Annotated in this window: 27 protein-coding genes and 1 tRNA gene; 18 read left to right on the top strand and 10 right to left on the bottom strand. The window is 69.8% G+C overall.

All coding sequences use genetic code 11. From position 1 onward, the window contains the following. Positions 1-27: 27 nt before the first annotated feature. The 3 genes from OOK40_RS14475 to OOK40_RS14465 all read right to left on the bottom strand — a co-directional run bounded on the left by OOK40_RS14475 (position 28) and on the right by OOK40_RS14465 (position 1,680). Positions 28-348, bottom strand: a complete 321-nt coding sequence (locus OOK40_RS14475) for a carboxymuconolactone decarboxylase family protein (protein WP_266480753.1) — start codon at positions 346-348, stop codon at positions 28-30. Between the two features lie 208 nt (positions 349-556). Next, positions 557-1,033, bottom strand: coding sequence for a hypothetical protein (locus tag OOK40_RS14470; RefSeq protein WP_266480751.1), 477 nt, complete (start codon positions 1,031-1,033; stop codon positions 557-559). A gap of 203 nt (positions 1,034-1,236) precedes the next feature. Further along, on the bottom strand, positions 1,237-1,680 hold the full coding sequence (locus OOK40_RS14465) for a hypothetical protein (RefSeq protein WP_266481802.1): 444 nt from the start codon (positions 1,678-1,680) through the stop codon (positions 1,237-1,239). 276 nt (positions 1,681-1,956) lie between these two features. Between OOK40_RS14465 and OOK40_RS14460 the strand changes: the two genes are divergently transcribed. From OOK40_RS14460 to OOK40_RS14450, 3 genes are all read left to right on the top strand, one after another. Further along, positions 1,957-2,715, top strand: coding sequence for a hypothetical protein (locus OOK40_RS14460; protein ID WP_266480750.1), 759 nt, complete (start codon positions 1,957-1,959; stop codon positions 2,713-2,715). After that, positions 2,712-3,101 (top strand): GntR family transcriptional regulator, encoded by a 390-nt coding sequence (locus OOK40_RS14455; RefSeq protein ID WP_266480748.1) that lies wholly within the window; start codon positions 2,712-2,714, stop codon positions 3,099-3,101. Before OOK40_RS14460 ends, OOK40_RS14455 begins: the two co-directional genes overlap by 4 nt. 86 nt (positions 3,102-3,187) lie before the next feature. Continuing rightward, positions 3,188-3,928 (top strand): hypothetical protein, encoded by a 741-nt coding sequence (locus OOK40_RS14450; RefSeq protein WP_266480747.1) that lies wholly within the window; start codon positions 3,188-3,190, stop codon positions 3,926-3,928. A 20-nt stretch (positions 3,929-3,948) separates the two neighbouring features. Here the strand turns inward: OOK40_RS14450 and OOK40_RS14445 are convergent, their stop codons facing one another. Then, positions 3,949-4,296 (bottom strand): SUMF1/EgtB/PvdO family nonheme iron enzyme, encoded by a 348-nt coding sequence (locus OOK40_RS14445; RefSeq protein ID WP_266480746.1) that lies wholly within the window; start codon positions 4,294-4,296, stop codon positions 3,949-3,951. Between the two features lie 259 nt (positions 4,297-4,555). Between OOK40_RS14445 and OOK40_RS14440 the strand changes: the two genes are divergently transcribed. Beyond that, a complete protein-coding gene (locus tag OOK40_RS14440; RefSeq protein WP_266480744.1) occupies positions 4,556-4,906 on the top strand; it encodes a hypothetical protein in 351 nt (116 codons plus the stop codon). Positions 4,907-5,169: 263 nt separating this feature from the next. On the opposite strand, the gene OOK40_RS14435 is transcribed toward OOK40_RS14440, so the two are convergent. Further along, a tRNA-Ser gene (locus tag OOK40_RS14435) sits at positions 5,170-5,256 on the bottom strand. 142 nt (positions 5,257-5,398) lie between these two features. Then, positions 5,399-6,949: a S1C family serine protease gene (locus tag OOK40_RS14430; RefSeq protein WP_266480743.1), complete on the bottom strand. Its 1,551-nt coding sequence runs from the start codon at positions 6,947-6,949 to the stop codon at positions 5,399-5,401. A 241-nt stretch (positions 6,950-7,190) separates the two neighbouring features. Between OOK40_RS14430 and OOK40_RS14425 the strand changes: the two genes are divergently transcribed. The 3 genes from OOK40_RS14425 (at position 7,191) to OOK40_RS14415 (ending at position 9,815) form a co-directional block, all read left to right on the top strand. Beyond that, positions 7,191-7,997 carry a glycerophosphodiester phosphodiesterase gene (locus OOK40_RS14425; protein ID WP_266480742.1) on the top strand — a complete coding sequence of 269 codons (807 nt, stop codon included), beginning with the start codon at positions 7,191-7,193 and terminating at the stop codon, positions 7,995-7,997. A 47-nt stretch (positions 7,998-8,044) separates the two neighbouring features. Continuing rightward, positions 8,045-8,650: an ATP-binding protein gene (locus tag OOK40_RS14420; protein ID WP_266480740.1), complete on the top strand. Its 606-nt coding sequence runs from the start codon at positions 8,045-8,047 to the stop codon at positions 8,648-8,650. A 196-nt stretch (positions 8,651-8,846) separates the two neighbouring features. Then, positions 8,847-9,815 (top strand): DUF5926 family protein, encoded by a 969-nt coding sequence (locus OOK40_RS14415; protein WP_266480739.1) that lies wholly within the window; start codon positions 8,847-8,849, stop codon positions 9,813-9,815. Between the two features lie 221 nt (positions 9,816-10,036). Here the strand turns inward: OOK40_RS14415 and OOK40_RS14410 are convergent, their stop codons facing one another. Both OOK40_RS14410 and OOK40_RS14405 read right to left on the bottom strand, forming a co-directional pair. Further along, complete coding sequence (locus tag OOK40_RS14410; RefSeq protein WP_266480738.1) at positions 10,037-10,639, bottom strand: hypothetical protein; 603 nt, start codon at positions 10,637-10,639, stop codon at positions 10,037-10,039. Between the two features lie 232 nt (positions 10,640-10,871). Continuing rightward, positions 10,872-11,555, bottom strand: coding sequence for a bifunctional DNA primase/polymerase (locus tag OOK40_RS14405; RefSeq protein WP_266480737.1), 684 nt, complete (start codon positions 11,553-11,555; stop codon positions 10,872-10,874). A 488-nt stretch (positions 11,556-12,043) separates the two neighbouring features. Here OOK40_RS14405 and OOK40_RS14400 point away from each other — a divergent pair, with 488 nt between their 5' ends. Both OOK40_RS14400 and OOK40_RS14395 read left to right on the top strand, forming a co-directional pair. Next, entirely contained in the window at positions 12,044-13,594 is a 1,551-nt protein-coding gene (locus tag OOK40_RS14400) for a PP2C family protein-serine/threonine phosphatase (RefSeq protein ID WP_266480735.1), read from the top strand. Between the two features lie 132 nt (positions 13,595-13,726). Further along, a complete protein-coding gene (locus OOK40_RS14395) occupies positions 13,727-15,184 on the top strand; it encodes an aminopeptidase P family protein (protein ID WP_266480734.1) in 1,458 nt (485 codons plus the stop codon). Positions 15,185-15,222: 38 nt separating this feature from the next. Here the strand turns inward: OOK40_RS14395 and OOK40_RS14390 are convergent, their stop codons facing one another. Beyond that, on the bottom strand, positions 15,223-15,684 hold the full coding sequence (locus tag OOK40_RS14390; protein WP_266480733.1) for an ATP-binding protein: 462 nt from the start codon (positions 15,682-15,684) through the stop codon (positions 15,223-15,225). Positions 15,685-15,911: 227 nt separating this feature from the next. Between OOK40_RS14390 and OOK40_RS14385 the strand changes: the two genes are divergently transcribed. From OOK40_RS14385 to OOK40_RS14345, 9 genes are all read left to right on the top strand, one after another. Next, positions 15,912-16,715, top strand: a complete 804-nt coding sequence (locus OOK40_RS14385) for a hypothetical protein (protein WP_266480731.1) — start codon at positions 15,912-15,914, stop codon at positions 16,713-16,715. Positions 16,716-16,804: 89 nt separating this feature from the next. Next, positions 16,805-17,542 (top strand): YcnI family protein, encoded by a 738-nt coding sequence (locus OOK40_RS14380; protein WP_266480730.1) that lies wholly within the window; start codon positions 16,805-16,807, stop codon positions 17,540-17,542. Between the two features lie 32 nt (positions 17,543-17,574). Continuing rightward, positions 17,575-18,225, top strand: coding sequence for an SCO family protein (locus OOK40_RS14375; protein WP_266480727.1), 651 nt, complete (start codon positions 17,575-17,577; stop codon positions 18,223-18,225). Then, a complete protein-coding gene (locus tag OOK40_RS14370) occupies positions 18,222-18,668 on the top strand; it encodes a copper chaperone PCu(A)C (RefSeq protein ID WP_266480726.1) in 447 nt (148 codons plus the stop codon). Before OOK40_RS14375 ends, OOK40_RS14370 begins: the two co-directional genes overlap by 4 nt. Positions 18,669-18,690: 22 nt before the next feature. Continuing rightward, the gene (locus OOK40_RS14365; protein ID WP_266480724.1) at positions 18,691-20,646 is read left to right on the top strand and encodes a copper resistance protein CopC; all 1,956 of its coding nucleotides are present in this window, start codon (positions 18,691-18,693) and stop codon (positions 20,644-20,646) included. Between the two features lie 19 nt (positions 20,647-20,665). Next, positions 20,666-21,934 carry an iron uptake transporter deferrochelatase/peroxidase subunit gene (gene efeB, locus OOK40_RS14360; protein ID WP_266481728.1) on the top strand — a complete coding sequence of 423 codons (1,269 nt, stop codon included), beginning with the start codon at positions 20,666-20,668 and terminating at the stop codon, positions 21,932-21,934. Positions 21,935-22,067: 133 nt separating this feature from the next. Beyond that, a complete protein-coding gene (pheA, locus tag OOK40_RS14355; RefSeq protein WP_266480722.1) occupies positions 22,068-23,003 on the top strand; it encodes a prephenate dehydratase in 936 nt (311 codons plus the stop codon). Positions 23,004-23,592: 589 nt separating this feature from the next. Then, positions 23,593-24,870: a serine--tRNA ligase gene (serS, locus tag OOK40_RS14350; RefSeq protein ID WP_266480721.1), complete on the top strand. Its 1,278-nt coding sequence runs from the start codon at positions 23,593-23,595 to the stop codon at positions 24,868-24,870. Further along, positions 24,867-25,667, top strand: a complete 801-nt coding sequence (locus tag OOK40_RS14345; RefSeq protein ID WP_266480720.1) for an HAD family hydrolase — start codon at positions 24,867-24,869, stop codon at positions 25,665-25,667. Before serS ends, OOK40_RS14345 begins: the two co-directional genes overlap by 4 nt. 460 nt (positions 25,668-26,127) lie before the next feature. Here OOK40_RS14345 and OOK40_RS14340 read toward each other — a convergent pair whose 3' ends face one another. After that, the gene (locus OOK40_RS14340; protein WP_266480718.1) at positions 26,128-26,847 is read right to left on the bottom strand and encodes an ABC transporter permease subunit; all 720 of its coding nucleotides are present in this window, start codon (positions 26,845-26,847) and stop codon (positions 26,128-26,130) included. Positions 26,848-26,860 lie beyond the last annotated feature (13 nt).

Raw genomic sequence — 26,860 nt, 5'->3', positions numbered from 1 at the left:
CCAGACTTCGGGCGACGACTTGTGCGTTCAGCCCTGGGCCTCGGCGTCGGCGACGGCGATCGCGATGCCGAGCGCTTGGGCGATGTTGCCCGCTGCCGTCATGACACGGGCTGTACCCACGATGGGGGCGATGGCGACCAGTACGTCCTGCAGCTGGTCGGCGGTCATACCCGCCTGGAGAGCGGGGTCGATGTTGGCGAGGTAGGAAATCGGCGGAGCGTCCGAGGCGGCGAGGGCCGCGATGCGGGTGAGCATGAACGTGTCCGGGGCCAGCCCGCACCGCTCAACCGAGTCGACCGTCATCGCGGCGAGGGTGTCCAGTACCGGGGTTTCAGATGCTGTGGCCATGGCAGGGTCGTCTCCTGTTGGTGTCGAACGAGGATCAACGGGCGGAAGATGGTGCTCCGCATCCCGGTGCAGCGTCTACTGCTCGACCGTAAGTCCGTTCCGCGCGGATTGCCTGTCGAGGGTGGCTCTGTGAGAAGGGCAGCACTTCGACAGCGGCGCGGGAGGCAGTTGAGCACCGAGGCGAGCCGGGGGCCGAGGCCTTCCCGCATCACACGGCCGGGTCTTCCCCGGCGCGGCGCTTCGATTCGAGGGCCGCGGCGCCGGCGCATCCGGCGGCGGCCAGCACGGAGCCCAGTACGGCCGGGTTGACGTAGCCGGGAACGGACTCGGCGGCGTAGCTTCCGCCGCCCTTCGTCTCGCAGACGAACCGGAGGGGCACGTAGTCCACGGTGTAGTCGACGACGCGTAGCGCTCGCTCCCACTGGCCCGGTGTACGGCAGGGTCGAAGCGGTGACGAATCGGCGCCGCCGTCCTCCGCGTCGAGGACCGCACCGGCGACATGGAGCAGGCCCCACGTATACAGGGCGGCCGCGACGGCACCGAGAATCGCGGCAAGGCTCCGGAGCCACACCTCGCGGCCGGCCTGCCGGTGGCCGGCCCGAGCCAGGGTGCCGAAGCCGTAGCCGACGAAGGCGAAGGCGGCGACGAGCCCGACCGGGATGAACAGCAGGAGCAGCAACGCCATCCGTCGAGTGCACCAGGACAAGATCACGAAGGCTGTGACGGAGCCCACAGTTCCGGCAACGGGAGCGTCACAGCATGCGGTGGTGCGGGGCGCTGATGCCGGGAGGCAGCGCGCACCTGCTCGCTGCGGCGAGCGGCCCAGACACACGAAGGCGGCCGGGGATCACGTCGGGGCGTCCAGAGGAGGACACTGATCCCATGGCCCTACCCAGAACGCATCATTGCCCGGCCTGCTCGGACGATGCCTCGCCGCAGACAGTCCTTCACGAAGACCTCGTTGTCGGCGCACCGCTGTCCATGGAGGATCTCACCGACGAGCAGCGCCTCGACCGGTTCGCCCGCAAGTACGCCCACGACGGCTGCGAGGTCAGAGAAGTCCGGCGGGTCCCACACGACGGCTTGAGCGGCTACGCCTGGTCCGTCCGCTTCGTCGAGAGTTCCTGAGCCTCGTCGGAACCAACGACCCAGCGCCGACCGGAGCGTCACGCCACAGCGGATGCGCAGCCGCCGCACCTCCCAGAGCGACAGCGCGGACACCGACAGCGGGCCGCCGAGCGAGAAGGCATGGATCACGACCGGAGGAGCGGCGACATCCGCGTCGTCGAAGAGCCCAAGACAGGCCGAGGCTGTGACTCTGGGACTGGGCACGGCTGACCAGAGCGCTCAGGTGATGACGGGTGGTCAACTGCGCTCTCCGACAGGTGTTCACGTGCGCCGGAGCCGAGCTTCGGCACCGAAGGCCCGTCACCCTAGCTGATCATGCTCGCGCCACTGGGCCTGTCCGTCGCCCCCTGCGGCAGTCCCGGCACCCAGCACATACGCGCCGACACTGCAGCCAAGCGTGTCAATCACTTGACACACTTTAGCCTGCCAGGCGATTGTGTCAGATAGTTAATACACCTTGGGAGAGGGAAGTGAGTCGGCATGTCTTCTGCCGCAGCAACGGAGGGCACGTGGCGGGCGGGGCTCGCTACCCCCGTGCGCTGGGCCGGTGCGGCGACCGGTCTGGCTGTCAACGCGCTGGTCTCCTACAGCCCCGAGCCTGACGTGGACCTGCTGTACGGATTCCCCGTCTTCGGCCTGTGCGCCATGGCCGGCGCGTTCACCGCAGATGTGATCGCGCGCCCGAGTCCTGGCCGACTACGAGTGGCCGAGGTGACTCCGCGCCGGATCCGGGACCAACTGCCCCGAATCCTGACTGCCGCACTGGCCGCCCAGGCTGTTGTCTTGCTGGTCCTCCTGATCGTTGCCGCCACAACGGCCTCGGCGGACGCTGACGGCCGTTCAGGGCACGCTCTGTCCGTCACGTGCCCCGCGGGCACCCATCTGCTCTCGCCCTGGCCCGGCCCCTACTACGCCTGGCCGGCCCTCGGCGGTCTCGCCCTCGGTACCGTTGCCTGTGCACTGTTCCTGCGCCGTGTTACCGCGCGCTCCGGGAGCGACGATCAACGCCGCACGAGCGTCCGGGCGGCAGTCGGCGCATGGGGAGTGCTGGTGAGCGCCCCTCTTTTCGCTGTCTCGTCGACGATGGGCGTCGTGGCGCTGAGCTCGCCCTGCGCGGGAGGGATGATGCAGGTGGCCTCGTGGGGGCTGATCGCCACGGCCGTCACCTCTGCACTGACGGCGGGTCACTGCCTCTGCGTCCTGTTGCTGCCGCGGGCATACGACAAGGAACGGCCATGACAACCAATGGCATCAGCATCAGGGTCAACCACGCTTCCCCTGTCCCCCCGTACGAGCAACTCCGCGCACAACTAGCCGATTTGATCTCCGTCGGCCGACTGCGTCAGGGGGAAAGACTGCCGTCCGTGCGCCAGTTCGCCTCCGACCTCGGGCTGGCCAACAACACCGTTGTGCGGGCATACCGCGAACTGGAGACCGCAGGCCTCGTCAAGAGCCGCCGAGGCTCTGGCACCCAGGTCGTCGCCCCGGCGGCCACCACCGACATCAAAGCGAAGCTCGCGGAACACGCAAGCAGTTACGCGGCTGCCGCCAAGCAGCTCAACGCCACGAACGAGGAAGTTCTTGCGGCAATCCGGCACGCTCTCGCGAGTCTCGATACACCGTGACCGGGCTCCTGAGGTGTCCGGCGGATCATGCCCGACGTGCCGAAATCCCATGTCGGCTCCGGCGCCCGCGGACGTAGCCTCGGGGCGTGCTCCAACTCGTCCTTGCCGCATCCGTGTTCACTGTGGCCGCCGCCGTGTACGGGGCCATCGGCCTCGGGTGGCGGCGCCGGGCCCGGATCCGGCGCGAGATCCTCGGGCTGGTCGCCACCCTGGACCTCGAGCCGTACCACGCGGCCGCGATGGAGTCCCGGGCGACCGAGGCGGCAGCCGCCGAGCTGCTGCTCGGCGGGTACCTCGACATCGACGGGGAAGGGGCGGCGCTCCTGACCGAGGCGGGCCGCGCCCCCGGCCGGCCGCCCGCCCATCCGCTGCCCGCCGCCCTGCTGGAGGCCGTGCGCCGGCACGATCCCGAGCCGGTGTCGATCGGCTGGATCGACGGGTGCGACGAGGAGTACGTGGCGCGGCGCCACGCGTACCGGAGCGAGCGGGACGCCCTGCTGCCCGAGATTCCGCGCATGCCGGACGGCGAGGGGCGGCAGCTGCTGGCCTGCTGCGCCTGCATGGGCGTCACCCTGCTGCTGAGTTTCTGGTGCCTGGCGGGCGTGCTGCTGGTGATGGCGCGCCCGCACGGCGTCCTGGAATGGGCGGCCGCAGGCCCGGCGGCGCTCTGGTTCGCCAACGATGCCCACCAGGCGGTCCGCGCACGCACGGCATGCGAGGACCCGCTGGGGGACAGGATCCGCGCAGAGTTGCATCCGTCCCTCGCGGCGCTGGACGAGCAGCAGCGGTTCCACGTCCTCAGGAGCATCGGCGCCGAGAGCCGGTAGCGGCAGCAGTAGGAGGCGTTTCACAGACAGGAGCCGCCGCGCAGGGCACGGGCCGTACCGGCCCGGGGTCCTGCCGGGTCCTCGCGCGGGCGGGTGGCGTGCCACGCGGGGTGGAACCAGTCGGCGGTCCATTCCCAGACGTTGCCGGTCATGTTGTGCAGGCCGCGGCCGTTGGGGGCGAAGGTGTCGACCGGGCAGGTGCCCAGGTAGCCGTCGTCGAGGGTGTTGTGGTCGAGGAAGGAGCCGTTCCAAACGTTCATCGCGTGCCGTCCGCCGGGTCGGAGTTCGGCGCCGCCCCAGGGGAAGTCCGGGATCGAGTCCCGGATGTCGAGGTTGACGACGCCCCTGAATGGCCTGGGTCTCTCCACTCTCGGAAGCCGCCCGGCTGGGCACATCACCCGGTCCGCGTGGCCACGTCCGGCCGCGGAGCCCGCTCCGCCCGGGCGGAGCACCCCCAGGCTGGCGCCCGCCTTGCGGTGGCCCGATGCTCGCCGCCAGGTGGCGCATGCGATCACCCGCTTCGGGGGCTTACGTGAATCCCCCCTCACCGCAATCCTGAGATGTAGGTGCTGCCTCCGTCTGCCATCGTGGATGTGAAGGCGAAGCCCGCCGAAGGAGGCGAACCACATGCCCCGTATCCGTCATCGCAGGACGATGTCTGCGCGGACCACTCAGGCGGAGTTCGGGAGCGGCGCCTGGATCCTGATCGGTGTCGTAACCATTGCGGTGGGGGCTGCGTTTCATGCGGTCGCCGGTCTCCTGGGCATCGTCAGGGACATGATGCGAGCGGAGCCGCGCGACGGGCCCGAGGAGAACGAGTCGCCATCCGTAGTCGCCGAAAGGGTGCCGCACGAGGCGGCAGGCTGGGTCCTCATCGCCGGAGCCACCGTTGCGGTTGCGGGGCTCTCCCATGCCGTTGCGAATCTTGCCCAGATCGTCAGAGGCGTCCTGCGAGGACGGCCGGTTCGGTCGTATTGAGCCCCACGTCGTACCGTCTCCGCTACACGAACATCGTCTACCAGCACCCCAAGGTCGTCGCCGCGATCCAGGAGCAGGCCAGCAGGCTCACCGCCTTCGCGCCCGCGTTCGCCGTCGGGGCCCGTTCCGAGGCCGCACGCCTCATCGCCGTGCCCCTCGCGTGCCCGTTCGAGCGGGGATTCAGGGGGAACACCGGTCGATCACGGGGCATCGAAACGGGAACGGCCCCTGACCAAGGTGCCTGGTCAGGGGCCGTTCACCTGCGGTGGGTGTGGGATTTGAACCCACGGTGACATCGCTGCCACGACGGTTTTCAAGACCGTTCCCTTAGGCCGCTCGGGCAACCCACCCACGCCCCGGCCACCTGCGGCGGAGCGGGCTACAGACTACCGGCCCCGCGTCGTGCGTCGCAGCAGTGTTCTCCCGTAGCGAGCTCTCCCGTACCGCGCTCTTCCGATACGGAGTTCTCCCGTACCGAAGGAGCGCCGTCGGTCAGCTGTCGCCCGTGCGCTTGCCCAGGACGACCTCCGCCGTGTGTTCCTTGCCGTCGCGCTCGTAGGTGAGCGTCACCTTGTCGCCCGGCTTGTGGTTCCAGATTTCGCTGATCAGCGTCGGGCCGCTCTCCACCGGCTTGCCGTTGAACTGGGTGATGACGTCGCCCGCCTTGAGGCCCGCCTTCGCAGCCGGGCCGTTCGGGGACACCGCCGGGGTGCCGCCCGTGCCCTGGGTGGCGATCTTGGCGCCGGAGTTCTTGCCCGACATGTCGACCGTGGCACCGATCACCGGGTAGACCGGCTTGCCCGTCTTGATCAGCTGTACTGCGACGTTCTTCGCCTGGTTGATCGGGATGGCGAAGCCGAGGCCGATCGAGCCCGCCTGCGTCTGGCCGAGGCCGCTGCCCGCCGACTGGATCGCGGAGTTGATGCCGATGACCGCGCCGCGTGCATCGAGCAGCGGGCCGCCGGAGTTGCCCGGGTTGATCGAGGCGTCGGTCTGCAGGGCGCTCATGTACGAGTTCTTGCCGCTGGAGCCGTCGCCGGAGGCGACCGGGCGGTTCTTCGCGCTGATGATGCCGGTGGTGACGGTGTTCGACAGGCCGAAGGGCGCGCCGATCGCGATGGTGGAGTCGCCGACGGCGACCTGCTCGGAGTTGCCGAGGGCCAGCGGGTTCAGCCCCGAGGGCGCGTTCTTCAGCTTCAGTACGGCGACGTCGTAACCCTGCGCCCGGCCGATCACTTCGGCGTCGTACTTCTTGCCGTTGGAGAAGGTCGCGGACAGTGTGCCGCCGTCGGCCGCGGAGGCCACCACGTGGTTGTTGGTGAGGATGTGGCCTTCCTTGTCGTAGACGAAGCCGGTGCCCGTGCCGCCCTCGGTCTCACCGCTCTCGCCGACGTCGGCGCCGCTCGCCTTCGCCTCGATGGTGACCACGCTCGGCAGCGCCTTGGCCGCGACTGCGGCGACCGTGCCCGGCTCGCGCTTGAAGTCCTTGGGGGTGTCGGCCGCGGAGACCGTGGTCGAGTCGATGCCGTCGTCGTTGTGCTCGGCGGCCCAGTAGCCGATGCCGCCGCCGACGCCGCCCGCGACGAGCGCGGCCACGAGCACCGCGGCGACCAGGCCGCCGGAACGCTTGCGCGGGGGCTCCGAGACCTGGGCGGGTGCTCCCCAGACCGGGCCGCCGCCACTGTCGCCGCTCCCGTGGGAGCCGCCCCCGTAGGAACCGCTCCCGTACGAGGGGAGTGCGGGCGGGGGCGGGGGCGGGGGCCAGTCGGCTCCCTGCGGCCAGCCGCCGGTCGGCGCGGCGGCAGGTACGGGACCGGGCAGCGGCGCGGTGGTGGGCTCGGGCTGGGGGGAGTGCCCGGGCTCCTGGACCGCGGCCGCTGCCGGCTCGATGGTTTGGGTGGCCCCGTTCGTGTGAGGTGCCCGGTCCGCCCCGGCTCCCTCGGTGGACGCGGGCATGCCAGCGGGAGCAGCGGCCGGCACAGGAGGTACGGACGGGGCGGCCGGTACCGCAGTGCCCTCGTTGCCCTCGTTCTCGGTGCTCACAGCTGTTTCTCCTCAGGTTCCACGTCGGCGCTATGCAAGTGTCTGCGGACAGCTTTTCCCACAGCCCGTCAGGCCACTGTAAGCGGGACCTGTGCGTATCTACGTAATCCTTTACGTCCGGCAAAACGGACGCATCTCCAGGGCCGCCGGACAGATGCCGCACGCCCTTCGGACGGACCTGCGAGTGACACATGACGGCCCCCGGCACCCGCCTACCCCGTTGCGGTGACACCATGACGCGGTGACTCAAGCACGACAGCACAACATCCAGGTCGTCGCCCACCGGGGCGCCTCCGAGGACGCGCCCGAGCACACCCTCGCCGCGTACAAGAAGGCGATCGAGGACGGCGCGGACGCCCTCGAGTGCGATGTACGGCTCACCGCGGACGGCCATCTCGTCTGTGTCCACGACCGGCGAATCAACCGCACGTCCAACGGCCGGGGCGCCGTCTCCGCCCTGGAACTCGCGGATCTCGCCGCCCTCGATTTCGGGTCCTGGAAGGACAGCGAGGAGAGCCCCGACTGGGGAGACCCGTCCTTCACGTCCGTACTGACCCTGGAGCGGCTGCTGGAGCTGGTGGCCGACTCCGGGCGGCGCATCGAGCTGGCAATCGAGACCAAGCACCCCACCCGCTGGGCGGGCCAGGTGGAGGAGCGGCTGATCCAGCTGCTCGGCCGCTTCGGACTGGCCGATCCGGCCACGGCCGACGACTCCCCCGTACGGATCATGAGCTTCTCGGCCCGCTCGCTGCACCGGGTCTCCGCGGCCTCGCCGAACCTCCCCACCGTTTATCTGATGCAGTTCGTGACCCCGCGGCTGCGCGACGGACGGCTGCCGGCCGGCGCACGGATCGCGGGACCGGGGATGCGGATCGTACGCAACCACCCCGGCTACATCGACCGGCTGCACCGCGCGGGCCATCGTGTCCATGTCTGGACGGTCAATGAGCCGGAGGACGTGGAACTCTGTGCCCGGCTGGGCGTCGAGGCAATCATCACCAATCGCCCCAAACAGGTGCTGTCCCAGTTGGGTCGTCGCTCACTCTGATAACAGGGAGTGCACCGGCGCGTTCGGTCCGTATTCGATCGTTACGAGTGCGTCACTGGCCTGCCGTTGGCCGGTTTCCGGTCCAGTCCATTGGGGCATTCACACCGTGGCGTGGGGCAAAGGAGGTCTCGGGGGTGGCGTTGGTGGTGGCACAGGAGGTGCCCACGTCGTCGAGCATGGCCGTACCCCATGGCCCTGCGGGCGTGGGTAAGGCGAGACAACGTATGCGGGAGCAATTGCGACGCAGCGGTATGTCCGAAACGGTCGTCGACGATGCAGTTCTTATCCTTTCCGAGCTTCTCAGCAACGCATGCCGTCATGGCAGGCCGCTGGGCCACGCCGAGGTGGGCGACGGCGACATCCGCGCAGCATGGCGGGTCGACGCGGTAGGCCGGCTCACCGTGGAAGTGACGGACGGAGGCGGTCCGACCCGACCGGTTCCGGCCACGCCTTCGGTCACGGCGCGTGGTGGCCGGGGGCTCAACATCATCAGCGCGCTCGCCCAGGACTGGGGTGTCCGGGACAGCGCGGCCGGTGAGGTCACCGTGTGGGTGATCGTCACCGAAGGGCACCGCCGCGAGGATTTCGCTACGCGCGTCGCCGGCCCCGGCCCCGGCTTCAACTTCGCGGACTCGTACGACGACCTCGACTGAAGCCGCGACCGAAGCCCGACCGAAGCGGAGAGCGGGGCCGAGGAGCGGAACGGGGAGCGGGATACGGGGAGCGGAACCGGCACCACCGGTTCGGCGCACCAGGCCGCGCTTGTGAGCCGCTGCTCCCCCGTCACGGCGACAGAGGACTAGGCTCGCGCCCGACACAGCACCACCGCAGTCGGGAGAGAGCCACACCATGGCCAAGAAGCGCCCCCAGACGAAGGCCGCCAAGCCCCAGATCGAAAGCGGGGAGGTTCCGGTCGTCGGGGCCCGCGAGCCCTGCCCGTGCGGATCGGGCCGCCGCTACAAGGCCTGTCACGGCCGGGCCGCCGCGCACGCCGTGACCGAGCTGGTCCAGCGTCCCTTCGAGGGCCTGCCCGGCGAGTGCGACTGGGTAGCTCTGCGCGAGCTGGTGCCCGCCGCGACCGTAGAGCTGACCCTGAAGGGCGGACTGCCGGAGGGCGTGCCCTCGGTGACCCTCGCGACCGTACTGCCGATGGCCTGGCCCGCGCTGCGCCGCGACGACGGCTCCGTGCTGCTCGGCCTGCAGAACGACACGTCGTCGGGCGATCTGAGCCGCGATCTGGCCGATACGCTCGGGCGTGCGCTGAGCGCCGAGCCCGGCACTCCGGTCGCCGCCGAGCGGGTGCCCGCCGACGGCCCCCGCCTTCAGGACCTCCTCGACGAGAGCGCCGAATTCGAGCCGGTCGTGCACTCCGGCTTCGAGTTCTGGGTCCCGGACTCCGCGGAGAACGCCACCCCCGAGGTCGCCGCATCGCTGGAGCGTGCGAACGCCGCGGCGATCCCGACCGTGAAGCTCTCCGGCGTCGACGCCGCCTACTGGTGCGAGACCCCGGAGAAGAACCATCTGCGCTGGGTCATGCCGCACCCCGAGGAGCAGCTCCTCGACGCGCTCGCCCGGCTGCACGCCGCAGGCACCTCCTCCCTCGGCGAGGACACGCGGCTGGTCGGCTCCTTCCGCGCGCACGGCCTGATGGTCCCCGTCTGGGACCTGCCGAGCGGGATGGGCGCCGAGGAGTGCGAGAAGCCCGCGGCCGAGCTCGCCGAGCGGCTGGCAAAGGCTCTTCAGACGGACGCTCCGCTGACCGCCGAGGAGCGCCGGGCGCGCGGCGGGCTCACCAACCGCCAAGTCACCCTGAGCTGAGAGTGACGGTTTCGTCGAACCGATTGGGGGTCCCCCCGCCGAAGGCAGGGGGCGTGACTCCAGTCACAACTCGCCCTACGGGCAAGTAAATCCCTGTCCGAATACCCGAGATCGAATTTGCGAACCGCCGATCTCTTGTTACCGTTCTAGAAGCCCGGTCGCTGGTGCATCCCCCGTCGCCAGCGACCGGGCGCTTCCATTTCCGCGGAATGGCTCATTCCTCAACGGCCAGCCGGAGCAGCCGAGTTGCTCCCGGATCGCAGCAGCAGCGGCCCTTCGCCCGCCTCGTCCGCAGTCGCGAACTCCGCCACCGCCGAATACCGCGCAACAGGCCCGCGCGAGAGCTCACGGGGCGTCTCACAGACATCCGGTTCGTCGCCCGCCTCGACCACACAGTTGGTCTGCAAAGTGCGCCCGCCGGGCCCCATCAGAGTGAGTACGGAACTCAATTCCTCGCCCGTCGCATTGCGGTAGTAGGTACGCGCCCAGGTGTCGCGCCCCTCTCTCAGTACGCAGGTCTGTGCCTCGACGCCGTCGGGAGAGGTGAGTTCCGGCCCACATCGGGCCGATGTCTGCGGGGCAGTGGCCCCGGTCACACCTGAGGGCTCGGCGGAGCCGGAGGCGCCTGCCCCGTCGCCGCGCCCTTCGGCGGAGCCGAGCCCGGGCAGCAGGCCGGGCCGTGCATCGGTTTTCGGCTTCGCCTCGTCCAGGGGTGCAGCGCCGGATCCCGGCCAGATTCCGTCGCTCGGCCCGGCGAACGCGGCCAGCGGCAGCAGCGCGGTGAACACCACGACAGCGCAGAGCCCGATCATGCGGAGATTCATGGGTCCACCTGCCGACTGAGCGGGAATTTGTTGACGGTGGGCCGAAGATAGCGACGGAATGCGGGCGCCCTGGGCGCCGCGCGCCCAATTCCCGTACAACTCGGGCCGGCTCCTACCCGTACGAGTGACGGAGCCGGCCCGGATCAGTGCACTTGTCAGTGCACTTGTCAGTGCACGTTGTCATTACGCGCTGGCAGTACGCGCGGTCAGTACGCGCGGTCAGTACGCGCGGTCAGTACGCGAGGCGGCTGCCGCCGTCCGGTGCGCTGGTGCTCGCCTCGACCAGCGCGTCCACCACCGCCTCCACATCCGGCAGCCAGGGAGCCGCGGAGCCGGGCAGCGGCGCGCGTTCCCAGCGCACCTGTCCCGTCCCGGCCTCCGAAGGCGGCAGCACGAGATAGCCGCCCTCCCCGTGGAAGCGCAGTGAACTGGGCACGCAGTCCTTGACGAAGAGAAGTTCACCGAGCCGTTCGAGGGTGTACGGAGCCACAAGCAGCGACCAGCGGGTGGGCGTCGCCACAACCGGGCCGAGCCGCATGCCCATCCGGTCCAGCGCCGACAGGGCTCGCGCCCCGGCGACCGCCGGCAGGCTGACGGCGCAGGGCGCACGCCCTCCGGTGGCCAGCATGATCGGAGCGGTGGGCCGGTTGGTCCACCACCAGCGCACCATCTGCTCGTCCGTCGTCGCCGCGAGGATTCCGGGTTCGAAGGGGTGCGCGCCGGGTACGACGCACTCGGGGTCGGGGCAGGCGCAGCCGCGCCCGCGGTCACCGCGACTTCCGGCCTCTTTCAGTCCCACACCGGGGAGTACGGGCCATTGCCACCCGGCGGCGCAGGTGAGCGCCGCGTCGAGCTGGACAGGCCCCCTCTTGCGCCGGAACCGGAGCCTGCGTCGCCTTCCGAGGATCTCGCGCATGAGCGCTCGTTCCTTTCCGTTGAACGCCGAGGTCCACCACATCACACCTTGTGTGCAGCTCTTCACTGTGCGTACAAGTCGGCGCATCGCCGCCCCTTGCCGGTGGCATGGGCGGCCCGCCGCTTCGCCTGCGGCAGGATCGCCGCCCGGGGGCCGAACGTGGGCTGTAGTCCATTAAACGCGTGGCGAGGGGTGGCGCGCGCCTGGCGCTTGCAGTCCCGCTGAACTTTTCCCCGCCGCTCGGGGATGAGGCGCGGCCTCCGGCTGTTATGACGCCCGGGCCCGTCGCCAGGTTCCGGGGCGGTCTCAACTGCCCCTGGCCATCACCGTTTAGGTACCCATCCCGCTTGGAATGACTCCCCCTCGGGCTTCGCCCTGGGAGGATCCCCCCTGCCGAACAGCCCTCAGTCGACCTCAATTGACCGCCAGGGGGTGCATTTTTCGGCCAAGTTCAAGGTCACCTAGACACCACCGATCCCACTGGTCCAATGCTGGACATCCCCTTACTTGTGCGTGTACATGTGGATGCATTGATAGCGGCGCAGAATGACATGGGGGTTTGCGATGCTATTGAGCGAAACGCACCAGTCGGAAAGCCGGCTGCCATGAGCCCCTCTCACCTGCCGAAAGTGGCTGGAATCGATTCAACGGTTCCCAACCCCGCGCACACTGCCGCCGCCCTGCCCGCCATCCCCGCCGCACCGGCCCCTCCCGGAGCGGTGATTCAGGACCGGCTCGCAGGCTGGGTCTCCGACCTGACCACCCTCCACGAACTCACCGAGCGCCTGGTCCGGACCGCTTCGCTCGACGACGCCCTCCATGAACTGCTGCGCGCCGGTGCCGCCCTCGTCGGCGCCCGGCGTGGCCTGGTTGTCCTCGAACCCGCCTCAGCCGCCTCACGGGCCGACTGTTTCGAGCCGGACCGCGGTCCCGCCCTCACTAAGGGCCTCGGGTTCACCCATGCCGAACTTGGCCACATCGAGACGGTGCCGCGCACCGCGACCGCCTACGGGCGGATCCTCGACGGCCGCCTCCCGGACGGACGGCCCGGCCCGGACGGACCTCCCGAGGCTGTCGCCCAGCCCGATCTGCTCGGCGACAAGACGCTCGACTCCCGCCACCGCGAGGTGGTCGTCCGCCTCGGCTACGCCGCCAGCTACACCGTGCCGCTCGCCTCCGAGGCGGCCGGAACGCTCGGCGCCGCCGTGTGGATGTACGACGAGCCCGCCACCCCGGTGGAGCGCCAGTGCCATCTGGTCGGGCTCTACATGCGCTACGCCACCGAGCATCTGGCCCGGCTCGTCGAGCTGGAGCAGGCGCGCGCCACGGTGGCGACCGTCGCCGAGGAACTGCTGCCCAGCCGGCTGCCCCGGGTGCCCGGCGTCCAGCTCGCCGTCAGACACCGCACCACCCCCAACGGCGGCGGCGACTGGTACGACGCGCTCCCACTGCCCGAGGGAGCGCTGGGGCTCGCGGTCGGATCAGTCAGCGGCTCCGGTCCCAGCGCGATGGCCGCGATGGGACGGCTGCGGGCCTCCCTGCGGGCGTACGCCGTGATGGAGGGCGAGGACCCCGTCGCCGTACTGTCCGATCTGGAGCTGCTGCTGCGGCTCACGGAACCGGCCCGTACCGCGACCGCGCTCTTCGCGTACGCGGAGCCTGCCGCCAGGAAGATCGTGCTGGCCGGCGCCGGGCACACACCGCCGCTGGTGGTCGGGGAGCGGCGTACCGAGTTCGTCGAGACGTCCCTGTCCGCGCCGCTGGGGATGCTCGCGTGCTGGGAGGCGCCGAGCGTGGAGCTGTCGCCCGAGCCCGGAGAAACGGTGCTGCTCTACACGGACGGGCTGCTGCGGCGCACCGGTGACCCCATGGACCGGGCTTTCGCCCGGCTGCACGCGGCGGCCGCGAGCGTGCCGAAGTCGCTGCGCGACGACCCGGGAGCGATCGCCGAGCATGTGCTGCGCACAGTGCTGCCCGAAGGTCTCGACGAGGCCGACAACGGTGAGGACGTGGTGTTGCTCGCTGCCCGTTTTGACTGATTCGTCGCACGTTTTCCACAGGACACCTGGCCGTCTTCCGCTCACACATACGATGGTGAGGTCGCCCCCGGCTGAAGCCAGGGGAGGTCCCAGTGTCGTATCAGGAAAGGCCGACAGGCCCAGGAGGCAGACGTGGCCGAGGAGCTCCCCCCGGAGACCCCGGAAGAAGAAGAGCAGCCGATCAAGCAGCGTAAGAACGGCCTGTACCCGGGCGTGTCCGACGAGCTCGCCGAGAACATGACGACGGGCTGGGCCGACACCGAGCTGCGCGACCTGGAGCCCATCGCGCAGGCCCCGCAGACCGCCGCCCGCCGTGCCGCGCTGTCGGCGCGTTTTCCCGGCGAGCGCCTGGTGATCCCGGCGGGCAATCTGAAGACCCGCTCCAATGACACCGAGTACGCCTTCCGCGCCTCCACCGAGTACGCCTACCTCACCGGCGACCTGACCGAGGACGGCGTCCTCGTTCTGGAGCCCAAGAACGGCGCGCACAAGGCCACCGTCTACCTGCTGCCGCGCTCCAACCGTGAGAACGGCGAGTTCTGGCTGTCGGGCCAGGGCGAACTGTGGGTCGGCCGCCGTCACTCCCTGGCCGAGGCCGAGCAGCTGCTGGGCATCCCGGCCAAGGACGTGCGCGAGCTGCCGGAGAAGCTGCGCGAGGCGAGCGGGCCGGTCCGCGCCGTGCGCGGCCACGACGCCGGTATCGAGGCGGCGCTGACCGACAAGGTCACCGCGGAGCGCGACGAGGAACTGCGCGTCTACCTCTCCGAGGCGCGTGCCGTGAAGGACGAGTTCGAGATCGGCGAGCTCCAGAAGGCGTGCGACTCCACCGCGCGCGGCTTCGAGGATGTCGTCAGGGTCCTGGACAAGGCCGAGGCGACCAGCGAGCGCTACATCGAGGGCACCTTCTTCCTGCGCGCCCGCGTCGAGGGCAACGACATCGGCTACGGCTCCATCTGCGCCGCGGGACCGCACGCGACCACCCTGCACTGGGTGCGCAACGACGGACCGGTCCGCTCCGGCGAGCTGCTGCTGCTGGACGCCGGCGTGGAGACCCACACCCTCTACACCGCGGACATCACGCGCACGCTGCCGGTCAACGGCCGCTTCAACGAGCTGCAGCGCAAGATCTACGACGCGGTGTACGAGTCCCAGGAGGCGGGCATCGCGGCCGTGAAGCCGGGTGCCAAGTTCCGCGACTTCCACGACGCCTCGCAGCGGGTGCTCGCCGAGAAGCTCGTCGAGTGGGGTCTGATCGAGGGTCCGGTGGAGCGGGTGCTGGAGCTGGGTCTGCAGCGCCGCTGGACGCTGCACGGCACCGGCCACATGCTCGGCATGGACGTCCACGACTGCGCCGCCGCGCGCACCGAGGCCTATGTCGACGGGACCCTGGAGCCGGGCATGTGTCTGACGGTGGAGCCCGGGCTCTACTTCCAGGCGGACGACCTGACCGTGCCGCAGGAGTACCGCGGCATCGGCGTCCGGATCGAGGACGACATCCTGGTGACCGAGGACGGCAACCGCAATCTGTCGGCGGCGCTGCCGCGGCAGGCCGACGAGGTCGAGGCCTGGATGGCCTCGCTCAAGGGCTGACCCGGAGGCCGCACACAACCTCCAGGAGGGCGCGCTGCTCAGGAGACCTTGAGCAGCGCGCCCTCCCGCCATTTGAGGATCTTGTCGAAGCTGACCACCGCACCCCGGCCGGGCCGGTTGCGGACATGAACATGGTCGGCGAGCTGCTCGATGAGACACAGACCGCGGCCGCTCTCGGCGGTCGGGGACGGTGGTTGCGTGGCAGTCGCGCACTGCCCGCCGCGCCGGACGGGAAAGCCGGGCCCCGAATCGGCCACTTCGATGCGGCACGTCTCGCCGTCCAGATACGCGGTCACGCGGTATGCAGCCGAGGCTTCCCCGGCCCCCTGGCCGCCGCCGTGTTCCACGGCGTTCGCGCAGGCTTCGCTGAGGGCGACCGACAGATCGTAGGAGATGTCGGGATCGACTCCCGCGGTCTCCATCGTGCCGAGCAACAGGCGGCGGGCGAGCGGGACGCTCGCGGCATCTCGCCGCAAGTGGAGTGACCACCAGATGCTCATGCTCCGGCCTCCTGGCTGCGGCTCGACATACCGATACGTATTGCCGTAAGACACCGTGCGTAAGCACACAGTTGATGTGATTGCGCTCATTCGGCGGATGCGCACGGTTCGGGTGGCGGTGTATGCGCCGGCGCTTGGGTCCTCGTACGCGGCAGTGCGCTTCAGAAAAGGGATCTTCCGGACCTGCCGTATGGGCGCTCCGGGCACAGTGCGATGATGACCCGGCCATGTCGTCCCTTCCCGTTGCGCGCGCCGGAGCCGGTCCCCGGCTGCTGAGGGCCGCGGTGTTCACCGCGGTCTGCGTTGTGCTGTCCGCGACGGGACATGTGCTGGCGGCCTGCGCCGCGATTCCCTGGTGGACGCTTGCGGCAGGCTTCATCGGAATGTTCGCGCTGGTCGCGCCGTTCGCGGGGCGGGTGCGCTCGCTGCCGTCCATCGCCGTCGCGCTCACCGCCGGACAGCTTTCCCTGCACGCTCTGTTCGGGCTCGGACAGCATCAGCTGCGCCTCGCCCCGACGGCGGACGACGCGTTGATCAGGATGGCCGCGAAGCTGATGTGCGGGGCGGGCGCCGCCTCGATCAGCCCCGCGGACGCCCGGCGGATCGTCACCACCTCCGGTATCACCCCGCCCGGACAGGGCGGACCCGGCGGCCACCTCGGCCATGAGCACATGGCGCAGACGGCCGTCGCTTCGCCGGAGCTGCTGCCCTCCCTCCCCATGCTGCTGGGGCATCTGCTGGCCGCGCTCGCGACCGGCTGGCTGCTGCGGCGCGGGGATCTGGCGCTGGTGCGGCTGATCCGCTTGTCGGCGGACTCGGCCCATGAGGTGGCCGAGGCGGGCCGGCTGCGTTCGCTGCGCGCCGCTCTCTGTCTCGTACGGGCGCTGCGTTCCGGTCTGGCGGTGGCGCCCGCGGTGGATCCGCGCACTGCCCGGATCTCGTGGGCCCCTCCCGTGCTCCTCACCGGTGAGGCACTCCAGCACACGGTGATCAGGCGCGGGCCTCCCGCCCGCCTCGCTCTGGCAGCCTGACGCGGCCCACGGGAGTGGTGCCGTGGTGCCCGCGCACGTATATGCGCGGCACACACTCACCTCTTCTGAACTGTGGAGTGTCCTCACCCATGAACGTTTCCCGTATCGCTGTCGCGACCGGAATCGCCGCTTCCTCCGTGCTGCTCCTCTCGGGCACCGCCTTCGCGCACGTCAGCGTGCAGCCGCAGGGCGAGGCCGCCAAGGGCGGTTACGCGACGGTCAACTTCAAGGTCCCCAACGAGCGCGACAAGGCCTCGACCGTAAAGCTCGAAGTCAGCCTCCCGGCCGACCACCCGATGGCCTCCGCCATGCCGCAGCCCGTCCCCGGCTGGGAGGCCGTGGTCACCAAGGCCAAGCTGGCCAAGCCTCTTGAGGTGCACGGCAAGCAGATCACCGAGGCTCCTTCCAAGATCACGTGGACATCAGTCGGCGGAAAGATCAAGCCGGGCGAGTTCCAGCAGTTCCCCGTCTCCCTCGGCCGACTGCCCGAGGACACCGACCAGTTGGTGTTCAAGGCACTGCAGACGTACGACAACAAGGAGGTCGTGCGCTGGATCGAGGAGGCGAAGGAGGGCGCCCCGGAGCCCGAGTCCCCCGCGCCCGTCCTGAAGCTGTCGGCCGCGACGGAGGACCACCACGGCGGCAGCGCGAAGGACGCGTCCGCGAAGGACGGGAAGAACGCCGGGCACGACGAGGACACGAAGTCCGAGACCGCGTCCGCCGACAGCAGCGACACGACGGCCCGCATCCTGGCGGTCGTCGGCATCCTGGTCGGCATCGCGGGTGTGGCCTTCGGTGTCCTGGCCGGCCGCCGTCGCTCCTCCTGACGCTCCGTACACGACACTTGGGACATTTCTCCATGCGCAAGAAGACCGTGCTCGCGGCCACGCTCGTCGTGGCCGCGGCGCTCAGCCTCTCCGCCTGCTCGGGCGACGACTCCGCCAAGAGCCCCGTCGCCGATGTCTCGGCCGGGGCGAACCGGCCCGCGACCGTGCTCGACCAGCCGTTCACCAAGCCGAACCTCGTCCTCACGGACACGCACGGCAAGAAGTACGACCTGCGTGAGCAGACCAAGGGCAAGCCGACACTGATCTACTTCGGTTACACGCACTGCCCCGACGTCTGCCCGCTGACGATGAGCAATATCGCCATCGCCAGGAAGCAGCTCCCCAAGGCCGACCAGGACAAGCTCCAGGTCGTGTTCGTCACCACCGATCCGGAGCGGGACACACCGGCCGAGCTGGCCAAGTGGCTGCCGGCCGCCGGAGACCCGTCCTTCACCGGGCTCACCGGCGACTTCCCGACCATCCAGGCCGGCGCACGCCAGATCGGCATCGGCATCGACCCGCCGAAGAAGGAGAAGGACGGCACGGTCGTCTCCATGCACGGCGCTCAGGTCATCGCCTTCTCCCCGAAGACCGACAAGGGCTATGTGCTCTACGGCGAGGACACCACGGCGGACGACTACGCCAAGGACCTCCCGAAGATCATCCGCGGGGAGAGCCCGTGAACCGGCGTACGTCCCTCGCTGCCGTCATAGCCCTGACCGCGGGACTGGCGCTGGCGGGCTGCTCGTCCGACGGCAAACCGGAGTTGAAGGTCAGCGGCGGGTTCATGCCACAGCCCGTCGGCGACATGGCAGCCGGTTTTCTGACGGTGCACAACAGCGGTGGCGGGGCGGACAAGCTCACCACCGTCACCAGCGACGTCTCCGACGACATCACGATCCACGAGTCGAAGAACCAGACGATGCAGGAGGTGAAGGCCTTCGACGTCCCGGCGGACGGCGAGCTCGATCTCGAACGCGGTGGAAACCACATCATGTTCATGAAGCTCAAGCAGCAGCCGAAGCAGGGCGAGAAGGTCACCGTGGAGCTCTGCTTCGAGGAGTCCGGCCCGATCACGGTCGAACTTCCCGTCAAGGAGCCCACGTACAACCCGAAGAAGCACTGAGCACCGAGGGACTGATCAATCCATGACAGCCACCGCCCCGCGCTTCGGCCCGTCCCCCCTCCGGCTGCTGCTCGCCGCGATCGTGCTCCTCGGCACGCTCTTCGGTGCGCTCCTGGCCGGTGCGAGCCCCGCGTCGGCGCATGCCGCGCTGACCGGGAGCAACCCGAAGGACGGGGCGGTGGTCGCCACCGCCCCCAAGGACGTCACGCTCACCTTCTCCGAGCAGGTGGCCATGGGGAACGACTCGATCCGGGTCCTCGAACCCAGCGGCAAACGCGCCGACAAGGCCGCCGTCCGCGACCTCGGCACCGGCGGCAAAGTCATCTACGGCGTCGATCTGCTGCCCGGACTGCCCGACGGCACCTACACCGTGGCCTGGCAGGCCGTCTCGGCCGACAGCCATCCCGTCTCCGGTGCCTTCACCTTCTCCATCGGGGCGCCCTCCAAGACCACCGCCGTTGTTCCCGACCAGAAGGCCGGCGGCGGAGTGGTCGGCGTCCTCTACGACATCGCGCGCTACGCCTCGTACGCGGGCTTCGTGCTGCTGACGGGCGGCGCGGCCTTCGTGCTCGCCTGCTGGCAGCGGGGTGCTTCCGTACGGCCGCTGCAACGCCTGGTCGTACGCGGGTGGGTGACGCTCACCGCGGCCACTCTCGCGACGCTGCTGCTGCGCACCCCGTACACAGGCTCCGGGAAACTGGCGGACGCCTTCGACCTCGGCGGGCTGCAGGACGTCCTGCAGACCAAGACCGGCGCCGCGCTCAGCTCCCGGCTGATGCTGCTGGGGGCGGCCGCGCTGTTCATCGCCGTGCTCTTCGGGGCGTACGCGAAGCGGGAGGACGAGGGCGAGAAGAAGGACCTGACCTTCGGTCTCGCCGTCGGCGGCGCGGTCGTCGCGGCGGGGATCGCTGCGACATGGGCGCTCTCGGAGCATGCGTCGACGGGCATTCAGCCGGGACTCGCGATGCCCGTGGACGTCACTCATCTGCTGGCCGTCGCGACCTGGCTCGGCGGGCTCGCGGCGCTGCTGACCGCGCTCTACCGTGCGCCGTCGATCGAGCGGGCCGCGGTACGGCGGTTCTCCACGGTGGCGTTCGGCAGCGTGGTCGTGCTCGCGGCGACCGGGATCTACCAGTCCTGGCGGCAGGTCGGCTCCTGGTCGGCGCTGACCGGGACCTGGTACGGGCAGCTGCTGCTGATCAAGGTGGGGCTGGTCCTCGTCCTGGTGAGCGTCGCGTGGATCTCGCGTCGGTGGACGGCGCAGCTCGCGGAGACGGCGGAGGTGACGGAGGCAGGCGAGGAGGCGGACCCGGTTGCCGAGGAGGCTGCCGACGAGGCGGACCCAGGTGGCGAGGAGGCGGACCCGGGTGCCGAGGACGCCGCGGACCCCGAGCGCGCCGCCCAACTCGCCCGGCAGAAGGCCGCGGTGGCAACGGCCCAGAAGAAGAAGGCCCGGGACAAGGCCAGAGACGCCGACCCGGTACGTTCCGGACTGCGCCGTTCCGTACTGGCCGAGGCGGGCATCGCGGTGGTCCTGCTGGCCGTGACCACCATCCTGACGTCCACCGAACCGGGCCGTACGGAAGAAGAGGCCGCCAACGCCTCGGGCTCGCAGGCCGCCGCGACCGTGCCGAACGGCCCCACCGAGATCAAGCTGCCCTTCGACACCGGCGGCAAGAACGGCAAGGGCACCGTCCGGCTCAGCCTCGACCCGGCCACCTCCGGCGCCAACGTGATGCACGTCTGGATCTACAGCCCGGACCTGAAGCCGATGGACGTGCCCGAGGTGAAGGTCTCCTTCACCCTCAAGGCCAAGCAGATCGGCCCGCTGCCGATCACGCCCGACCGCGTCGCCACGGGACACTGGAGCGCGGACGCGGTCCAGATCCCGATGCCCGGCGACTGGCAGGTCCAGGTGACCGTGCGGACCTCCGACATCGACCAGACCACCACCGACGAGAACATCAAGATCGGCTGACCCACCCGTGAGTGACCCTGTGCGCGACAACGACATCTCCAGGCGGCGGCTGCTCGGCACCGTGGGTGCGGCCGGCGCCACCGGCCTTGTACTGGGGGCCGCGGGCGGCGCCGCCGCACATGCCGCGGCCTCCGGCGACGTCCCGACCGCGCTGGCGACGCTCGGTTCGACCGGCATCCCCTTCCACGGCACCCACCAAGCCGGCATCACCACACCGCTCCAGGCCCGCGGCCATCTGATCGCCTTCGACCTGGTGCCCGGCGCGGGCCGCAAGGAAGCCGCCGCACTGCTGCGCCGCTGGTCCTCACTCTCGAGCGGGCTGATGGCGGGCCGGTCGGCGGGCGAGGGCGACACGGGCGTCGCGCTGGACGCCGGGCCGTCCTCGCTGACGGTCACCTTCGGCTTCGGTCGCAGCTTCTTCGACCGTACGGGGCTGGTGGCGCAGCGCCCGCCGCAGCTGGACCCGCTGCCCGCGTTCTCCTCCGACCAGCTGGACAAGAAGCGGTCGGACGGCGATCTGTGGGTGCAGATCGGCGCGGACGACGCGCTGGTCGCCTTCCATGCGCTGCGCGCGATCCAGAAGGCGGCGGGGGAGGCGGCCCGAGTGCGCTGGCAGATGAACGGCTTCAACCGTTCGCCGGGGGCCACCGGGAAGCCGATGACCGCGCGCAATCTGATGGGCCAGATCGACGGCACCCGCAATCCGAAGCCGTCCGAGCCCGACTTCGACAAGCGGATCTTCGTGCTGTCAGAGACGTCAGAGACGACGGGGGCCTCGGGGACGTCGGAGGCGAAGTACGCGTGGATGGCGGGCGGCTCGTACGCCGTCGTCCGCCGGATCCGGATGCTGCTCGACGACTGGGAGCAGCTTCCGCTCACGAAGCAGGAGCAGGTCATCGGCCGTCGCAAGTCCGACGGCTCTCCGCTGAGCGGCGGCAGTGAGACGACCGAGCTGGCGCTCGACAAGACCGGCCCGGACGGAAGGCTGGTCATCCCGGACAACGCCCATGCCCGGATCTCCGCGCCAGAGCAGAACGGCGGCGCGGCAATGCTGCGGCGGCCGTTCTCCTTCCACGACGGGATCGGCGCCGACGGGACGCCGGACGCCGGGCTGCTCTTCATCTGCTGGCAGGCCGATCCGCTGCGCGGCTTCGTTCCGGTGCAGCGCAAGCTCGACCGGGGCGATGCGCTGTCGGCGTTCATCCGCCACGAGGCGAGCGGGCTGTTCGCGGCGCCGGGCGGGCCGGAGGAGGGCGAGTACGTGGGACAGCGGCTCCTGGAGTCCTGAGGACTCCGGGCCCATTAGGGTGACGGTATGTCGGCCACGCGCGCTGCATACGTCGGGGGACAACCCCCGAACCCCCGGTCGGGGGCGTGCGCGGTCACCGACGCCGCCGCTGCCGCTCCATCGAGGATGACGTATGTCAGCCACTCGTTATACCTATCTCGGCCCCGAGGGCACCTTCACCGAGGCCGCCCTGCGCACGCTCCCGGAAGCCGCCACGCGGGAGCTCGTCCCGATGGTGTCCGTGCCCGCCGCGCTCGATGCCGTACGCAACGGGGACGCCGCGGCCGCCCTCGTACCGATCGAGAACTCCGTCGAGGGCGGCGTCACCGCGACCCTCGACGAGCTCGCCTCCGGCGAACCGCTGATGATCTACCGCGAGGTGCTGCTGCCCATCGCCTTCGCGCTGCTGGTACGCCCGGGCACCAAGCTGTCCGAGGTGAAGACGGTGACCGGCCATCCGGTCGCCCAGCCGCAGGTGCGCAACTGGCTGCGGGCCCATCTTCCCGATGCCCTGTGGGAGTCGGCCGCGTCGAACGCGGACGGCGCGCGGCTGGTGCAGGAGGGCCGCTACGACGCGGCCTTCGCGGGCGAGTTCGCGGCGGTGACATACGGCCTTGAGCCGCTGGTCACCGAGATCCATGACGCCGAGAACGCGGAGACCCGCTTCGTACTCGTCGGCCGTCCGGCCAGGCCCTCGGCGCCGACCGGTGCGGACAAGACGTCGGTGGTCATCTGGCTGGGCGACGACCACCCGGGTGCGCTGCTCGAACTGCTCCAGGAGTTCGCGGTGCGCGGGGTCAACCTGATGCTGATCCAGTCCCGGCCGACTGGTGCGGGGATCGGGAACTACTGCTTCGCCGTGGACGCCGAGGGCCATATTTCGGACCGCCGGGTGGGCGAGGCGCTGATGGGGCTGAAGCGGATCTGTCCGAATGTGCGGTTCCTCGGTTCGTATCCGCGGGCGGGTGTGGCGGTCGGGGACGTACGGGCGCTGCGTGCGGGGACGTCGGACGCGGAGTTCACAGCGGCGTCGGACTGGCTGGCGCGCTGCCAGGACGGCCGGGCCTGAGCCCACTCCGGGTCCGGAGTGCGGGGCCAGCGTCCGGGTCCGGGGTCTGAACCGGTCCTACCTGCAGATTTTCGTTATCCACAGAAGTTATCCACAGGTGTGCTTCTCGACCTGGGGACAAGTCGACAACACAACACGACATGGTCGACAAATCGGTCCAGTCACCCACTTCCGTCCACAGGTACGCACGGTGCCTTGTGTCACCTCAATTCCATTGATCAACTCTTTGGAGCGAGGAATTCCCACCCGAATGAGCGTGTGAGGTGGGTTTGGAAGGGGAATCCTCCGGCCCACGCCCGACATTGGAAATGATCATTTCCGTGGTCCACAGATCTCGCACACAGCCTGTGGATAACCCTGCGACAGCCCGTATCCCTGTGGACAAGGGGAGTCCGAGTCCCGCCCCCGCAAGAGAAGCGGGTCAATTCAGACAACGGCCGGATGCCCCATTTCGGCGAGTGGTCCAGCATTTATTGACGCTTGCCTGGTGAATAGGCGGCAGCTTTCTAAATTCCGGCAATTCGGACATAGTGACACGCAAGGCAATATCGAGTGAGGTTGAGCGAGTCGGCACCGGTAGCCTGGTGGGGTGATTGACCTTCGCCTGCTCCGTGAGGACCCCGACCGTGTTCGCGCCTCCCAGCGCGCCCGTGGAGAGGACGTCGAACTCGTCGACGCCCTGCTCCAGGCCGATGAGCGGCGCAGGTCGTCCGGCCTCCGCTTCGACGAGCTGCGTTCCGAGCAGAAGCAGCTCGGCAAGCTCATCCCCAGGGCCACTCCCGAAGAGCGCGCCGAACTGCTGAAGAGGGCCGAGCAGCTGAAGGCCGACGTCAAGGCCGCCGACGCGGCTCAGGACGAGGCCGACGAAGAGGCCAGGCGGCTGTTGCTCCTGCTCGGGAACATCGTCCACGAGGACGTCCCGGTCGGCGGCGAGGAGGACTTCGTCATCCTCGAGACGCACGGCACGATCCGCGACTTCGGCGCCGAGGGCTTCGAACCCAAGGACCACCTGGAGCTCGGCGAGGCGCTCGGCGCCATCGACGTCGAGCGCGGCGCCAAGGTGTCGGGATCGCGCTTCTACTACCTGACGGGCGTCGGCGCGCTGCTCGAACTCGCGCTCGTCAACGCCGCGATCGCGCAGGCGACGGAGGCCGGGTTCATCCCGATGCTGACGCCCGCGCTGGTCCGGCCGCGCGCCATGGAGGGCACGGGCTTCCTCGGCCAGGCCGCCGAGAACGTCTACCACCTGGAGAAGGACGACTACTACCTGGTCGGCACCTCCGAGGTCCCGCTCGCGGCGTACCACATGGACGAGATCATCGACGCGGACAAGCTGCCGCTGCGCTACGCCGGCTTCTCGCCGTGCTTCCGCCGCGAGGCGGGGACGTACGGCAAGGACACCCGCGGCATCTTCCGGGTGCACCAGTTCGACAAGGTCGAGATGTTCTCGTACGTCGCTCCCGAGGACGCGGAGGCCGAGCACAAGCGGCTCCTCGACTGGGAGAAGCAGTGGCTGACCGGCCTGGAGCTGCCGTTCCAGGTGATCGATGTGGCCACTGGCGACCTGGGCGCCTCCGCCTCGCGCAAGTACGACTGCGAGGCGTGGATCCCGACACAGGGCAAGTACCGCGAGCTGACCTCCGCCTCGAACTGCGACGGCTTCCAGGCGCGCCGCCTGTCGGTCCGGATGCGCGACGGCAAGAAGGTGCAGCCGCTGGCGACGCTGAACGGCACGCTGTGCGCCGTACCGCGCACGATCGTGGCGATCCTGGAGAACCACCAGCTGGCGGACGGTTCGGTGCGGGTGCCCGAGGTGCTCCGGCCCTATCTCGGCGGTCGTGAAGTGCTTGAACCGGTCTCCAAGTGAGCTTGCAGTACCGCCTGATCGCGACCGATCTCGACGGCACGCTGCTGCGTGACGACGACACGGTCTCGCAGCGCACGCGCGACGCGCTCGCCGCGGCGACCGCGGCGGGCGCCGCGCACATCATCGTCACCGGACGTGCCGTGCCCTGGACCCGGCACATCCTGGACGACCTGGGCTACGAGGGCCTCGCCGTCTGCGGCCAGGGCGCGCAGGTCTACCACGCGGGCGAGCACCGGCTGCTGACGTCCCTGACGCTGGACCGGCAGCTGGCCCGGCTCGCGCTCTCCAAGATCGAGGCGGAGGTCGGCCCGCTGGCGCTGGCCGCGAGCCGTGACGGGCTCGACGGCGAAGTGCTGGTCGGCCCCGGGTACCGGGTGCAGGAAGGCCCGCTGCCGGTGGTGGCGTACGAGGACCCGGCCGAGCTGTGGTCGGCCCCGCTGAACAAGGTGTACATCCAGCATCCGGAGCTGGACGACGACGCGCTGACGAGCGTGGCCAGGGCGACCGTCGGCAGCCTGGTGAACGTGGTGATGGCGGGCGCGGGCATCGTGGAGATGCTGCCGCTGGGGCTGAACAAGGCGACGGGGCTGTCGCTGGCGGCGAGGCGCCTTGGGCTGCGGGCCGCGGACACGATCGCGTTCGGCGACATGCCGAACGACATCCCGATGTTCGGGTGGGCGGCGCACGGTGTGGCGATGGCCAATGCGCATGAAGAGCTGAAGGCCGTGGCGCACGAGATCACGGCGTCGAACGAACACGACGGCATCGCGGTGGTACTGGAGAGGTTGCTGGGCTGACGGCCCTGTTGGGGGCGTACGTTCACAACCTGTGGTGCTGAAGTCTTCTCGGCTGACGGCCCGTTGTGGACAGTCGTTCCGCTGGGGCTGGAGCCACCGGCCAATCCGCCGGGAGGGGGGCGGCCCGCGCAGATGCGCGCTCGAAGCGGCCGCCCCCCGGGCAGCTTCCTGCGGGCGGCCTCGCGGAGTCGTCGGTGGCTACTCCGCTGCCTGCCCGGCGCTGCCCTGTAGGGAGCTCGACGGACTCCCACTCGTACTCTCGGTCATCGCCGCGCTCCTCTCCCGGTCGGTGGCGTCGGTCGCACTGGCGTGCGCCCGGCTCAACTACTGTGCCCCGGTGGACGGTTCGCTGCCACTGATTTTCCGGCGCGGCGACCGGCGCCCTGCCGGTACGCGTCGGCCCCCGCCCTGAGGACGGGGGCCGAGGACGAACTGCCCGACTGTCGGAGGGCCTTCCGGATCACTCCTCGCCGGCGAGCTTCAGCACCCTCAGCTTCTGACCGGCGTACCAGGTCGCCACCACCGTGACTCCCGCCAGCAGCGTCACGGCGAGCGGCAGCCCCACGTCCGAGCCGATCAGCCCCTCCCCGCCGATCTTCTCGGCGAGTGACAGCGACCACTGCTGCACGCTCAGCGTGCGCGCCCCCGGCACGAGGCTGCCGAACAGCGTCTCCCACACCAGGGCGTAGACGAGTCCGATGACGACCGCATGGCGGCTGACCGTGCCGAGGAGAAGGAACAGCGCGCTGTACGCGATCGAGGCGACCAGCGCCGCGACCGTGTAGGCGATGGCGACCTGCTGGCCGTTGCCGTTGAGGATGAATCCGGCGATCAGCGTGGGAATCGCGGAGAAGGCCATGGTGATCGCGATGGCCACGATCAGCTTCGTGACGATGATCGTCGGGCGCTTCACCGGCTTGGCGAGCAGATAGACGATCGACCCGTCGTCGATCTCGGGCCCGATCGCGCCGGTGCCCGCGATCACTCCGATCAGCGGCACCATCGTGGCGATGGCGAATCCGCCGAGGAGGTCGGCTGCGACCTGGTCGTCCAGGCCGTTGAAGCTCCGGACCGCCACCGCGATGAGCAGCAGCAGACCGGGCAGTACGAACAGGATCGCCGCGCGGCGCCTGCCGAGCACGGCCCGATAGGTGAGCCGGGCGACTGTGGGGTTGTACATGGACGTCACAGCT

This window comes from Streptomyces sp. NBC_01481, assembly GCF_026339995.1.
In the GTDB taxonomy this organism is placed as follows: domain Bacteria; phylum Actinomycetota; class Actinomycetes; order Streptomycetales; family Streptomycetaceae; genus Streptomyces.
The sequence above is the reverse complement of the archived record's forward strand: the minus strand, read 5'-3'. Positions and strand labels throughout refer to the sequence as shown.